This window comes from Methylobacterium sp. DB0501, from assembly GCF_011043735.1.
GTDB lineage: Bacteria > Pseudomonadota > Alphaproteobacteria > Rhizobiales > Beijerinckiaceae > Methylobacterium > Methylobacterium alsaeris.
The window spans coordinates 76,386-88,505 of the sequence record NZ_JAAKGV010000006.1 but is presented as its reverse complement, the minus strand read 5'-3'; the positions used below and the strand labels follow the sequence as shown (position 1 = coordinate 88,505).

The 12,120-nt window shown below is 70.0% G+C and carries 10 protein-coding genes and 1 pseudogene; 6 read left to right on the top strand and 5 right to left on the bottom strand.

All coding sequences use genetic code 11. The features are described 5' to 3' along the window. Window positions 1-31 precede the first annotated feature (31 nt). From cysN to G4G93_RS10575, 3 genes and pseudogenes are all read right to left on the bottom strand, one after another. Window positions 32-1,441, bottom strand: a pseudogene (cysN, locus tag G4G93_RS35865) (sulfate adenylyltransferase subunit CysN); the annotation flags it as partial. Continuing rightward, the gene (gene cysD / locus G4G93_RS10580; protein WP_165083912.1) at window positions 1,441-2,376 is read right to left on the bottom strand and encodes a sulfate adenylyltransferase subunit CysD; all 936 of its coding nucleotides are present in this window, start codon (window positions 2,374-2,376) and stop codon (window positions 1,441-1,443) included. The pseudogene cysN and the gene cysD, both read right to left, overlap by 1 nt. Beyond that, window positions 2,373-3,206 carry a phosphoadenylyl-sulfate reductase gene (locus tag G4G93_RS10575; RefSeq protein ID WP_165083910.1) on the bottom strand — a complete coding sequence of 278 codons (834 nt, stop codon included), beginning with the start codon at window positions 3,204-3,206 and terminating at the stop codon, window positions 2,373-2,375. Before G4G93_RS10575 ends, cysD begins: the two co-directional genes overlap by 4 nt. A 213-nt stretch (window positions 3,207-3,419) precedes the next feature. Here G4G93_RS10575 and G4G93_RS10570 point away from each other — a divergent pair, with 213 nt between their 5' ends. From G4G93_RS10570 to G4G93_RS10560, 3 genes are all read left to right on the top strand, one after another. Next, the gene (locus G4G93_RS10570; RefSeq protein ID WP_165083908.1) at window positions 3,420-3,911 is read left to right on the top strand and encodes an Lrp/AsnC family transcriptional regulator; all 492 of its coding nucleotides are present in this window, start codon (window positions 3,420-3,422) and stop codon (window positions 3,909-3,911) included. A gap of 108 nt (window positions 3,912-4,019) precedes the next feature. Beyond that, window positions 4,020-5,795, top strand: a complete 1,776-nt coding sequence (locus G4G93_RS10565) for a sulfite reductase flavoprotein subunit alpha (RefSeq protein ID WP_165083906.1) — start codon at window positions 4,020-4,022, stop codon at window positions 5,793-5,795. 240 nt (window positions 5,796-6,035) lie between these two features. After that, on the top strand, window positions 6,036-7,850 hold the full coding sequence (locus tag G4G93_RS10560) for an NADPH-dependent assimilatory sulfite reductase hemoprotein subunit (protein ID WP_165083904.1): 1,815 nt from the start codon (window positions 6,036-6,038) through the stop codon (window positions 7,848-7,850). Window positions 7,851-7,977: 127 nt separating this feature from the next. Here the strand turns inward: G4G93_RS10560 and G4G93_RS10555 are convergent, their stop codons facing one another. Next, window positions 7,978-8,544 carry a glutathione peroxidase gene (locus G4G93_RS10555; protein ID WP_165083902.1) on the bottom strand — a complete coding sequence of 189 codons (567 nt, stop codon included), beginning with the start codon at window positions 8,542-8,544 and terminating at the stop codon, window positions 7,978-7,980. Between the two features lie 187 nt (window positions 8,545-8,731). Here G4G93_RS10555 and G4G93_RS10550 point away from each other — a divergent pair, with 187 nt between their 5' ends. Then, a complete protein-coding gene (locus tag G4G93_RS10550) occupies window positions 8,732-8,929 on the top strand; it encodes a hypothetical protein (RefSeq protein WP_060847913.1) in 198 nt (65 codons plus the stop codon). A gap of 95 nt (window positions 8,930-9,024) precedes the next feature. Continuing rightward, window positions 9,025-9,654, top strand: coding sequence for a TetR/AcrR family transcriptional regulator (locus G4G93_RS10545; RefSeq protein ID WP_165083900.1), 630 nt, complete (start codon window positions 9,025-9,027; stop codon window positions 9,652-9,654). Window positions 9,655-9,727: 73 nt separating this feature from the next. Here the strand turns inward: G4G93_RS10545 and G4G93_RS10540 are convergent, their stop codons facing one another. Beyond that, window positions 9,728-11,161 (bottom strand): trehalose-6-phosphate synthase, encoded by a 1,434-nt coding sequence (locus G4G93_RS10540; RefSeq protein WP_165083898.1) that lies wholly within the window; start codon window positions 11,159-11,161, stop codon window positions 9,728-9,730. A gap of 312 nt (window positions 11,162-11,473) precedes the next feature. On the opposite strand from G4G93_RS10540, the gene G4G93_RS10535 reads away from it, so the two are divergent. Then, complete coding sequence (locus G4G93_RS10535; RefSeq protein WP_246736680.1) at window positions 11,474-12,106, top strand: hypothetical protein; 633 nt, start codon at window positions 11,474-11,476, stop codon at window positions 12,104-12,106. Window positions 12,107-12,120: the final 14 nt, after the last annotated feature.

Genomic DNA, 12,120 nt, shown 5'->3' with positions numbered 1-12,120 from the left:
GCGAGGCCCCGGCGGCAAGCGCCAGGGACGAGCCCCGGAACAGCCGGCGCAGGGAGCCGAGGAGGCCGCCGCGGGCCGGCTCGGCCTTCGCCTCGGCACCACCCTTCACATCGGTCTTCGCACCACCCTGCGGCGCGACTTGCGGCGCCTGGACGAGGCCGAGGGCCGCGGTGTCGGTGGTCGCCCGGTCGATCAGGATCAGGCTGCCGGTGTCGCGGTTCTGGCGGTAGGCGTCGACCGCGACCTTGCGGTCGAGGCTCAAGGTCACGTCGCCGATGTCGTTGGCACTCAACGACCCGGCCGGCACGCCCTGCCCGGTCTCGGTGTCGATGCGCGCGCGCACCGACTCGACCACGGCATTCGCCGTCACGGTGCCGATCTTGGCGAGGTAGGTGGCGCCGGGCGTCAGCTCGGCCTCGTTGGCCCAGAACAGCCGGACCTCGAGCCGGTCGCTGACGATCGGAGCTTGCGCCGCCGCCGTGATGACGCTGCCGCGCGAGGCGTCGACCTCGTCGGCGAGCACCAGGGTCACCGACTGGCCGGCGATGGCCCGCTCGAGGTCGCCGTCATAGGTGTAGATCCGGGCGATCGTGGACGGGGTGCCGGCGGGCGCCACCACCACCGCGTCGCCGACCGCGACGCTGCCGGAGGCGATCAGCCCCGAGAAGCCGCGGAAGTCGGAATTCGGCCGGTTGACCCACTGCACCGCCATGCGGAAGGGCGCGGCCTCCTCCTCGACATGGGCCGGCACCTCCTCGAGGTATTGCAGCAGCGGCGCGCCGGTGTACCAGGGCGCGGCCGTGCCCGGCAGCACGACGTTGTCGCCGTTCGCCGCCGAGAGCGGGATGCCGGTGACATCCGTGAAGCGCAGATCCTTGGCGAAGGCCTGGAACTCGGCGACGATCGCCTCGAACCGACTTTCGGACCAGCCGATCAGGTCCATCTTGTTGACCGCCAGCACGACGCGGCGGATGCCGAGCATCGAGACCAGGAGCGCATGGCGCCGGGTCTGCGGGCTGAGGCCCTTCCTGGCATCGACCAGCAGCACCGCGACCTCGGCGGTCGAGGCGCCGGTCGCCATGTTGCGGGTGTACTGGACGTGGCCGGGAGTGTCGGCGACGATGAAGGAGCGCCGCTCGGTCGAGAAGAACCGGTAGGCGACGTCGATGGTGATGCCCTGCTCGCGCTCGGCCTGGAGGCCGTCGACGAGGAGCGCGAGATCGAGTTCCCCGCCCCGCGTGCCGTGGCGGCGCGAATCGCGCTCGAGCGCGCTGACCTGGTCGTCGAAGATCTGCTTGGTGTCGTGCAGCAGGCGCCCGATCAGGGTCGACTTGCCGTCGTCGACCGAGCCGCAGGTGATGAACCGCAGCACTTCCTTGCGCTGGTGGGCGGCGAGGAACGCCTCGTAGCCGAAGGCGCGGGTGGATTGGTGCACGGTCATCAGAAGTAGCCTTCCTGCTTCTTGCGCTCCATGGCGCCGGCGCCGTCCTTGTCGATCACGCGGCCCTGCCGCTCGGAGGTGCGGGCCGCCAGCGTCTCGCCGATGATCTCCGGCAGGGTCGCGGCGTCGCTCTCCACCGCCCCGGTCAGCGGGTAGCAGCCCAGCGTCCGGAACCGCACCAGACGCATCTCCGGGGTCTCGCCGGGATTCAGCGGCAGGCGCTCGTCGTCCACCATGATCAGCTGCCCGTCGCGCTGCACCACCGGACGCTCGGCCGCGTAATAGAGCGGCACGATCGGGATGTTCTCCTGTTCGATGTAGAGCCAGATATCGAGTTCGGTCCAGTTCGACAGCGGGAAGACGCGCAAGCTCTCACCGCGTTGCTTCTTCATGTTGTACAAATGCCAGGGCTCGGCGCGCTGGCGCTTCGGGTCCCAGCGGTGCTGCGCGGTGCGCAAGGAGACGATGCGCTCCTTGGCCCGCGAGGCCTCCTCGTCGCGCCGCGCGCCGCCGAAGGCCGCGTCGAACTTGTGCTTGTCGAGGGCCTGGCGCAGGGCCTGGGTCTTCATCACGTCGGTATGGACCTCGGAGCCGTGGCTCACCGGCCCGATGCCGCGGGCGAGCCCGTCCGGGTTGGTGTGGACCAGGAGGTCGAGGCCGAGTTCCTTGGCGCGCCGATCGCGGAACGCGATCATCTCGCGGAACTTCCAGGTCGTGTCGATGTGGAGCAGCGGGAACGGCAGCCGGCCCGGGGCGAACGCCTTGAGGGCCAGGTGCAGCAGGACCGAGGAATCCTTGCCGATCGAGTACAGCATCACCGGGTTCTCGGTCTCGGCGACCGTCTCCCGCATGATGTGGATGCTCTCGGCCTCCAGGCGCTGGAGGTGGGTCAGGCGGTCGAGCCCGTCGGTACGGACTTTAAGGGCGGCGCTCATGCGGCCAGCTCCGGGTTGTGCTTGGTCGAGGATGATTCGGACGGTTGTCTATTGCCGGACTGTGCCGGCTCGAAGGCGCGAGGCTCCTGCCCCGCCTTGATCTCGCTGCCCGGGGCGCCCGCGACGTGCAGGCCGCATTCCTGCTTGCCCGCCTGCTCCCACCACCAGCGGCCGGCGCGCTCGGGCTCGCCGACCTTCACGGCGCGGGTACAGGGCGCACAGCCGATCGACGGGAAGCCGCGGTCGTGCAGCACGTTGTAGGGCACGTAGTTCTGGTGGATCAGCTCGGCCAGCGCCTCGCGGGTCCAGTCGGCGATCGGGTTGAGCTTGATCAGGCCGCGGGCGTGGTCGGCCTCGGCGAGCGGCGTCTCGGCCCGGTTGGCCGACTGGCCGGCGCGCAGGCCCGTGAGCCAGCCGGCGGCGCCGGCCAGCGCCCGGCTGAGCGGCTCGACCTTGCGGAAGCCGCAGCAGGCCTGGCGCGCCGCCACCGAGTGGCGAAAGCCGTTGATGCCGGATTCCTCGACGAAGCGCTCCTCGGCCTCGCGCTCGGGCGCGTAGGCGCGGATGCGGAAGCCGTAGGCGGCCTCCGTGTCGGCCCAGGTGTCGTAGGTCTCGGGGAAGAGCCGGCCGGTATCGAGAGTCACGATCTCGGCCCGCGACTTCGCCATGCGGAGCGCGTGGGTGAGGGCCTGGTCCTCGAGGCCGAAGCTCGTGGTGAAGACCAGGCGGCCGTCCACCGTCGCGTCGATCAGCGCGAGGCGCTCCGGCAGGGCGAGGGGACGCAGACGCGTCGCCAGATCCTGCGCCGCGCGGTCGAGGGAAAGGGTCATGGAGAGCCCGGGATTGGCTGCTTGTGTGAGGCGGTAACTGTTCGCTATACCGAACACTGTCAAGGCATGGCTGGGATGCGATCCCGGAGTTTTTCGCGACCCCTTGCCTGAAACCGCCGGCTATACCAGCCCTGGCGAACGCCCAGGTCGGAAATCTGTTCCCTGACCATGGGGCAACCCTAAAAGAATCTTCTCCAAAATCGGAGCCGCGCAGTGGATGCCATCGACCTGAAGATCCTCGCCCTGCTCCAGAACGACGCCACGCTGTCGATCGCCCAGATCGGGGAGCGCGTCGGCCTGTCGCAGACCCCCTGCTGGAAACGCATCCAGCGCCTCGAGGCCGACGGAGTCATCGACCGTCGGGTGGCTGTGCTCGACCCGGTGAAACTGGGCCTAGGGTTAACGGTCTTCGTCTCGATCGAGACCAGCGACCATTCCCGCGAATGGCTGGAGCGCTTCGCCGCCACCGTCTCGGCGATGCCGGAGGTGCTGGAATTCTACCGCATGGCCGGCGACGTGGATTACATGCTGCGCGTCGTGGTGGCCGACATGCAGGCCTACGACGCCTTCTACAAGCGCCTGATCGCGGTGCTGCCGCTGAAGAACGTGACGTCGCGCTTCGCCATGGAGAAGGTGAAGAGCACCACCGCCCTGCCGCTGCCGACCGCGCCCTTCGTCCAGCCGCTGGCGGCCTCCGGGAAATAATATTCTCCTGCGGCGCTCGCGAGCGATAACGATGATCTCCCGCGGACGCGTTCTTCAAAAAGAACATTTCGGTTGACTCCGGCGCGGCGCGGGCACATCTGTGCGGGCATGTCTCGCCCCGCGCTTCTCCCCCGCACGGCTCCCTTCGGCGACGCCGAGCGGGCCCATCTCGATGCCGCCCTCGGCTCCACCACCGCCCTGCAGCGCGCGTGGCTGGCCGGCTTCCTCGCCGGCCTCGACGCCGCGGGCGGTGCCGTCGCCGCCGAGGCGCCCGCCCCGGCCGCGCCGCCCCGCGCCGCGGAGCCGCTGACGATCGTGTTCGCCAGCGAGTCGGGCAACTCGGAGAAGCTGGCCGGCGACGTGTCCAAGCTCGCCCGCAAGAACGGCTTTAAGCCGAAGGTCGTCGATTTCGCCGACCTCGACGTGGCGGCCCTGGGCAAGGAGAAGCGCCTCGTCGTCATCGCCGCCACCTGGGGCGAGGGCGAGCCGCCGGCCCGCGCCGTGCGCGCCTATGGCGAGATCATGGGCGAGGGCGCGCCGCGCCTCGACGGGGTCGAGTTCGGCGTCCTGGCGCTCGGCGACACCTCCTATGCCGAGTTCTGCGCCATCGGAAAGCGCCTGGACGCCCGGTTCGAGGAGCTGGGCGCCAAGCGCGTGCTGCCGCGGGTCGATTGCGACCTCGATTTCGACAAGCCGGCCGCCGCCTGGATCAAGGACGCCCTCAAGGCGCTCGCGCCTCCTGAGCCCGCCGGCAACGTCGTGGCGGTGGATTTCGCCCGTACGGCCGGCGCCGACGAGGAGGTCGAGGTCAGCCGCGAGCCGGTCACCGTCGAGGTGATCGAGCACGTCAATCTCAACTCGTCGCGCTCCGACAAGGAGACGATCCACCTCGCCCTCGCCTTCGAGGATACCGCCCCGGCCTACCAGCCCGGCGATTCCCTCGAACTCTATCCGGAGAACGATCCGGCGCTGGTCGACCAGATCCTGAAGGCCGCCGGCCTCGAAGGCGATTCGGTGCTGCGCCAGGCCCTGCTCGCCGAGCGCGACATCACCACCCTGTCGGCCGCCACGGTCGAGCGCTTCGTCAAGGCCACCGGCCACGAGGAGGCCCGCCGCCTGATCGAGTCGAACGAGGTCCGGGCCTGGATCGAGGGCCGTCACCTCATCGACCTGATCGAGACCTATCCGGCGAAGCTCTCGGCGCAACACCTCAACGACATCACCCGGCCGCTGCCGCCGCGGGCCTACTCGATCGCCTCCTCGCGGGCCGAGGTCGGCGACGAGGCCCACCTCGCCATCGCGGCGGTGCGCTACACCACCCATGGCCGTGACCGGGCGGGCGTCGCCTCCGTCCACGTGGCGGACCGGATCCGCACCGGTGCCAAGCTGCGGGTGCGGGTGAAGCCGAACAAGCATTTCCGCCTGCCGGCGAACCCGGCGACCGACATCATCATGGTCGGCCCCGGCACCGGCGTGGCCCCGTTCCGTGCCTTCGTGCAGGAGCGCCGCGCCACCGAGGCGCCGGGCCGCAACTGGCTGTTCTTCGGCGACCGCCACTTCACCCACGACTTCCTGTACCAGCTCGAATGGCAGGAGGCCCTGGAGGACGGCTCGCTGGCGCGCATCGACGTGGCCTTCTCCCGCGACCAGCCCGAGAAGATCTACGTCCAGGACCGGATCTGGGAGCAGCGGCGCGAGCTGGTCTCCTGGCTCGACGGCGGCGCCCATGTCTACGTCTGCGGCGACGCCAAGGCGATGGCCAAGGACGTGCGGGCCGCGCTCGTGAAGGCCTTCGCCGACGTCAAGGGCCTGGACGCGGCGGCGGCCGAGGCCGCCGTGGCCGGCCTGGAGCGCAGCCATCGCTACCAACAGGACGTGTACTAGGGCCCGCGCCAGCCGGTGCGCCTCTCTCCTTTCCCCGCGGGCGGGGAGAGGAGATGGGAGCCAGATCCTGCAACGGGATAGGCTCCCTTGCCCGCAATCGATCCTGAGGGGTTACACCCTCACCCCCGCCCCTCCTCCCACCCGGGAGAGGGGTTCCCGCGTCTCTTCCGGCGGTGCGCTCGCCAGGAGAAGCCGGGTCGTCTACGCCTCGTGTGAGGCGCCCGAACGGACACCACCCCCATGGCCGACCACAAGACCGCCGAGACCCAGACCACCGAGCGCGTCTACGAGACGCCGCCGACCGAGCGTCCGATCACCGAGGCGGAAGCCGCCCGTGCCGCCAAGCTCTCGGCCAACGAGCACATCAAGATCGCCAGCGGCTACCTGCGCGGCACGCTCGCGGAAGGGCTCCTGAAGAACGCCACCGGGGCGATCTCGGAGGATGACGGGCAGCTCGTGAAGTTCCACGGGATGTACCTCCAGGACGACCGCGACCTGCGCGCCGAACGGACCAGGAAGAAGCTCGACAAGGCCTATTCCTTCATGATCCGCCTGCGCATCGCCGGCGGCGTCGTGACGCCGAAGCAGTGGCTGATCCTCGACGAGATCGCCCGCACCTATGCCAACGGCACCCTGCGGGCGACGACGCGCCAGACCTTCCAGTATCACGGCGTCATCAAGTCGAACCTGAAGCGCACGATGGCGGCGATCGATTCGGCGCTGCTCGATACGATCGCGGCCTGCGGCGACGTCAACCGCAACGTGATGGCGGCGACGAACCCGGCGCAGAAGGGCGCGCACGAGGCAGCCTATAAGCTCGCCAAGGACATCTCCGACAGCCTGCTGCCGAAGACCAATGCCTGGCGCGAGATCTGGCTCGACGGCGAGCGCGTGGTCGGCGGCGAGGATGCCGGCGAGGTCGAGCCGGTCTATGGGAAGACCTATCTGCCGCGGAAGTTCAAGACCATCGTGGCGGTGCCGCCGTCCAACGAGGTCGACGTCTACGCCCACGACCTCGGCTTCATCGCGATCCTCGACGAGACGGGCAAGGTGACGGGCTGGAACGTCACCGTCGGCGGCGGCATGGGCATGACCCACGGCGAGACCGACACCTTCCCGCGCACCGCCGACGTGATGCTGTTTTCGGAGCCGGAATACGCCCTGAAGGTCGCCGAGGCGGTGATGACCGTCCAGCGCGATTGGGGCAACCGCACCATCCGCAAGAACGCCCGCCTCAAGTACACGATCGAGCGCTACGGCCTGAAGGCCTTCCGGGCCGAGGTCGAGAAGCGGGTCGGCCGCGCCTTCCAGGATCCGAAGCCCTTCACCTTCTCGGGCAACGGCGACCGCTACGGCTGGGTCGAGGGCAACGACGGCAAGCACCACCTGACGCTCTACGTTCCGTCGGGCCGCATCAAGGACGTCGAGGGCGGGCCGCAATTCCTGGCGGGCCTGCGCCGCATCGCCGAGGTGCACCAGGGCGATTTCCGCCTTACCGGCAACCAGAACGTCATCATCGCCAACGTCCCGTCCGACCGTAAGGCGGAGATCGACGCGCTGGTGCAGGAATACGGCCTCACCACCGGCGCGGGCGCTCTTCGCCGCAACAGCCTCGCCTGCGTGGCGCTGCCGACCTGCGGCCTGGCTCTCGCCGAGAGCGAGCGCTACCTGCCGAGCCTGATCGACGAGCTGGAGGAGAGCCTGGCCTCCCACGGCCTCGCGGAGGACGACATCACCATCCGGATGACCGGCTGCCCGAACGGCTGCGCCCGGCCGTTCATCGCCGAGATCGGCCTCGTCGGCCGCGGCCCCGAGCGCTACAACCTCTATCTCGGCGCCGCCTTCGACGGCTCGCGGCTGAGCAAGCTCTACGCCGAGGACGTCACGGCCTCGGACATCCGCCCGAAGCTCGATCCGCTCTTCGCGGCCTATGCCAGGGACCGGACCAAGGGCGAGCGCTTCGGCGACTTCGTGATCCGGGCCGGCTACGTGGCGAAGACCGGCAACGGACCGGACTTCCATGCGCAGACGGGCGCGCAGAAGGCGGTGGCCTGAGAGCGGGGTCCGCGGCGGGCTCGATTGGTTCTATCGGGCCCGCCCTCATCCCGCGCACAGCCTCGGGATGAGGTTGTGGGTGGCATGAGGAGATGGCCATGCTCCGTCCTCGCGGGGCTGAGAGGCCTCACCCCGCCGCATCCAGCTCCCTCACGATCGCCGCGATCACCCTTGGATCGGTCGGCTCCACCGGCGTCGCGAAGGCGGCGGCCAGGTGGCCGTCGCGGCCGACGAGGTATTTGTGGAAGTTCCAGCGTGGGGTCTCGGCCGGCTTCTCGGACGCCGCCCAGCGGTAGAACGGGTGGGCCTGCGGCCCCGTCACGCTGGTCTTCGCCACGACCGGGAAGGTCACGCCGTGGTTCTTGCGCGCGGCCTCGGCGATCGCCAGCCCGTCGAGCGGTTCCTGGCGCCCGAAATCGGCCGACGGCACCGCGATCACCGTCAGCCCGCGGGGCCCGAACCGGGTCCAGAGCTGCTGCAGCCCGCCGAATTGCGGGGCGTAGCCGCAGGCCGTCGCGGTGTTGACGACCAGGATCGGCTTCCCCGCCTGCTCGGCCAGCGCCAGGCTGCCGCCTTCGGGTCTGGCGAAGCTGAAGGCGGAGGCGGTCACGCCGCTCTGGAGCGGTGCGGCCCGGGCCGGGACGGCGAGCGTGCCGGCGAGCAGGAACAGGGCCTCGCGGCGGGCGAGCGGCATCGGGATGCTCCTCGAAACAACGGGCTCGATTGTCTCGCGGCTTCCGCAGCCGCGCAAGCGGCCGCGTATGCTCGAGCTTGGTTCAAGTCCGGCTGGGAGCGGCGTTCCGGCGGGGTCTTGCCGTGAACTTCCCCCAGACTGTCACGTTGTCCCGCGAGAACGGCGCGAGGCGCGGTGGGAGGTCGACGTGGACCGGCACGAGATCCTGAATTACTTCGAGCATCGGCGCGACGGCGCCTGGGTCTGTACCCGGCCCGTCACCCTGACCACCGCCCGCGAGAGCGTGGCGATCCGGCCCGGGGCCCGGTTCGATTACGGCAAGAAGGTCGGCGGCATCGACCTCGCCGAGTACCTGGAGCGCCTGGGCTCGCAATTCGGCTCCTGACGGCAGTCCCGCCCGGGTGACGCAGATGCCACACCCGGGCATTAGGTCGCCGGTGCCTTTTGACCCCGATGCGATCGGCACGATAGGCTTCGCGGATGATCCCTGCCCTGTCCGCACCCCCACCGGTCGAGGAATCGTCGACCGATACCCGCTGCCGCATCCTGGCGACGGCAGAGCGCTTCTTTCGCGAGATCGGCTACCAGAAGACCACGGTCGCCGACATCGCCAAGACCCTGCGGATGAGCCCGGCCAACGTGTACCGCTTCTTCGACTCGAAGAAGGCGATCAACGAGGCCGTGGTGGCGCGCCTCATCGGAGAGGTCGAGGCGCGGATCGCCACCCTTGCCGACCGGCCCGGCCTCCCCGCCGAGGCGCGCCTGCGCGAGATCATCGTCTTCCTGCACCGTGACGCCGTCGGCCGCTTCACCGGCCATCCGCGGATGCACGAGATGGTCGAGGCGGCCATGTCCGAGAGCTGGGATGTCTGCCGCCACCATGTCGACCGGATCACCGCGGTGCTCGAGCGCGTCATCGCCGACGGCGTGGCGCGGGGGGAGTTCGCGGTCGAGGATCCGGCGGTGGCGGCGCGCTGCGTCCACACGGCGATCGTCCGGTTCTGCCATCCGGTCCTGGTGGTGCAGTGCCCGGAGGATTTCGTGCCGGCGCTGGACGCGATGCTGGCGTTCCTGATGGGGGCGCTGAGGGCGGGGCCGCGCGCGACTTAAACCCCTCCGACGTCTCACGGAAACAGCTCGTCGGGCGCCGCGCGCGAACCCTACCCCGCAGTGACGGGAGGGGTCAGGGCGTGGTGCCTTGCCGTGCCTCCGCCTCCGCCGGCGGCTCGCGCTCGACGGTGCGAAAACCTTCCAGCTCGCCGAGATAGCTCCTCGCCCACCAATCCACGTCCTCGCGCGCCATGCGCTCGAACATCGGCTTCCAGCGCTCCACCCGCTCGGCCTTGGGCATGTAGAGCGCCGCGCGGATCGCCTCCGCCACCTCGAACCGGTCGTAGGGGTTCACCAGCAGCGCCTCGGGCATCTGCCGGGCGGCGCCGGCGAATTTCGACAGCACCAGCACGCCCGGATCGTCGTCGCTCTGGGCGGCGACGTATTCCTTGGCGACGAGGTTCATGCCGTCGCGCATCGGGGTCACCACGCCGACCCGGGCGGCGCGGTAGAGCCCGGCCAGCACCGCGCGGGGATAGGCCTTGGTGACGTACTGGATCGGCGTCCAGGACGGCTCGCCGAGGGAGCCGTTGATGTTGCCGAGCACCTCGTTCACGTCGCGGCTGAGCTGCTCGTATTCCGGCACCTCGGTGCGCGACTTCGGGGCGATCTGCAGGAACACGACGTTGCCGCGCTGGTCGGGGTTGGAGGCGAAGAAGCGCTCCACCGCCTCCATCCGCTCGGGCACGCCCTTCGAGTAGTCGAGCCGGTCGACGCCGATCAGGAGCTTGCGGGTGCGCAGGCCCGCCACCGTGTCGCGCACGGTGCGGTTCATGCCGGCGCGCTCGGCGGCCTGGCGGAAGCCGTCGACGTCGATGCCGATCGGGAAGCTGCGGATGCGGGTGCGGCGCCCGTCGACCATCAGCGAGCCGCCGCCGAGCGGGATCGCCCGGAGCTCGTCGACGAGGTTGCGCGACAGGTTGTACACGTCGCTGTCGGTCTGCAGCCCGATCAGGTCGTAGTCGCAGACGGCGCGCAGCAGCTCGGTCGAGGCCGGCAGGGTGTTGAACACCTCGCCCGACGGCCACGGGATGTGGTGGAAATAGCCGATCGGGTTCGAGACGCCCAGGCCCCGCAGCTCGGAGGCGAGCGGGATCAGGTGGTAGTCGTGGACCCAGATCAGGTCGCCCGGCTCGATCAGCCCGGCGAGCGCCTGGGCGAAGATGCGGTTGACCCGCTGGTAGCCGGCATAGTCGGCCCGCGAGAACGCCGCCAGGCCGAGGCGGTAATGCATGATCGGCCAGAGCGCCCGGTTGGCGAAGCCGCTGTAATACTCGCGGTGGTCCTGGGGCGAGAGGTCCATCACCGCGTACTGTACCCGGCCCCGGTCGGCGATGACCGGTTCCGAGGACGGGTTGTCGGTGATCTTGCCGCTCCAGCCGAACCATAGCCCCTTGTAGGCCGTGAAGGCCTCCTTCAGGGCGACGGCGAGCCCGCCGGCCGCGACCGCCTTGGAGCCCGCATCCGGGACGGCGACGCGATTCGACACGATGATGAGGCGTGACACGGCGGGTATGGACTCCGGCTGCACGGACCTTGTGGGGCGGGAACGTCGCCGCGTCCATCCGCCCCCGACGGAGAAAACGCGCGGTGAGCAAGCGCGATCCCGGGGATTTGGTCAACCCTTCCGATGAATCGAGGCGGCGCCGCACCCGGACCGGCTGTGCCCGGCGCTCCACAGGAATCCCGCCGCGATTCGTCCTCGGTTAAGGCCGGAACCGGGCGCCTTGGCTGCTGTTACCCGCAATATCGTCGCATGTGGTCGGCGCGGCGGCCGTTCCGGCCCGCCCGCCGCGCCGTGAAGGATGGAGCACCTCTGATGAGCGCGGGTTACGAGAACGGACAGCACCGGGCCGACGATGGGCGCCCGACGGATTGGAACGACCTGCGCCACGACGTGCGCCAGCTCGGCGACGTCGCGATGGAACGCGGCTTCAGCCTGGTGGAATCCGCCCGCGAGCAGGTCCACGGCTACGTCGACCGCCGCAAGGGCGACGCCGCCCAGTCGGTCTCGGACCTCGCCCAGGCCCTGCGCGATTCGGGCGGCAAGCTCGATCAGCAGCCGAACGTGAAGGCGTTCTTCGACAGCGCGGCGGAAGGCCTGGAGCAGCTCTCCGGCTCGATCCGCGAGCGCAGCTTCGAGGATTTCTACAGCGAGATCGAGTCGGTGGCCCGGCGCCGGCCGGCGGCGGTCGCCGTCGCCACCTTCCTGACCGGATTCCTCGCCGCCCGCTTCATCCGGGCCTCGGCGCAGCCCGCCCACGTGCTCGACGGCCGCGAGGCCTTCCGCGATGCGCAGGCGCGCGCCCGCAGGACCGTCGACCGGACGGCCGACTCGTTCACCCCGCGGGATGCGGGCTACCGCGACGTGCCCGGCGCCCACAGCGAGCCCGAGACCGCCCGCCCCGACCCGTACCGCACCGGCGCGGCCGGCCCGCGCTACTCGGCCTGACCGGAGGACGTCGC

Excerpts from the sequence above, each read along its gene's own strand:
- G4G93_RS10545 (WP_165083900.1), top strand. The coding sequence starts at position 9,025 with ATGATCCCTGCCCTGTCCGCACCCCCACCGGTCGAGGAATCGTCGACC.
- G4G93_RS10560 (WP_165083904.1), top strand. The coding sequence starts at position 6,036 with ATGGCCGACCACAAGACCGCCGAGACCCAGACCACCGAGCGCGTCTAC.
- cysD (WP_165083912.1), bottom strand. The coding sequence starts at position 2,376 with ATGAGCGCCGCCCTTAAAGTCCGTACCGACGGGCTCGACCGCCTGACC.
- G4G93_RS10575 (WP_165083910.1), bottom strand. The coding sequence starts at position 3,206 with ATGACCCTTTCCCTCGACCGCGCGGCGCAGGATCTGGCGACGCGTCTG.
- G4G93_RS10565 (WP_165083906.1), top strand. The coding sequence starts at position 4,020 with ATGTCTCGCCCCGCGCTTCTCCCCCGCACGGCTCCCTTCGGCGACGCC.
- G4G93_RS10555 (WP_165083902.1), bottom strand. The coding sequence starts at position 8,544 with ATGCCGCTCGCCCGCCGCGAGGCCCTGTTCCTGCTCGCCGGCACGCTC.
- G4G93_RS10535 (WP_246736680.1), top strand. The coding sequence starts at position 11,474 with ATGAGCGCGGGTTACGAGAACGGACAGCACCGGGCCGACGATGGGCGC.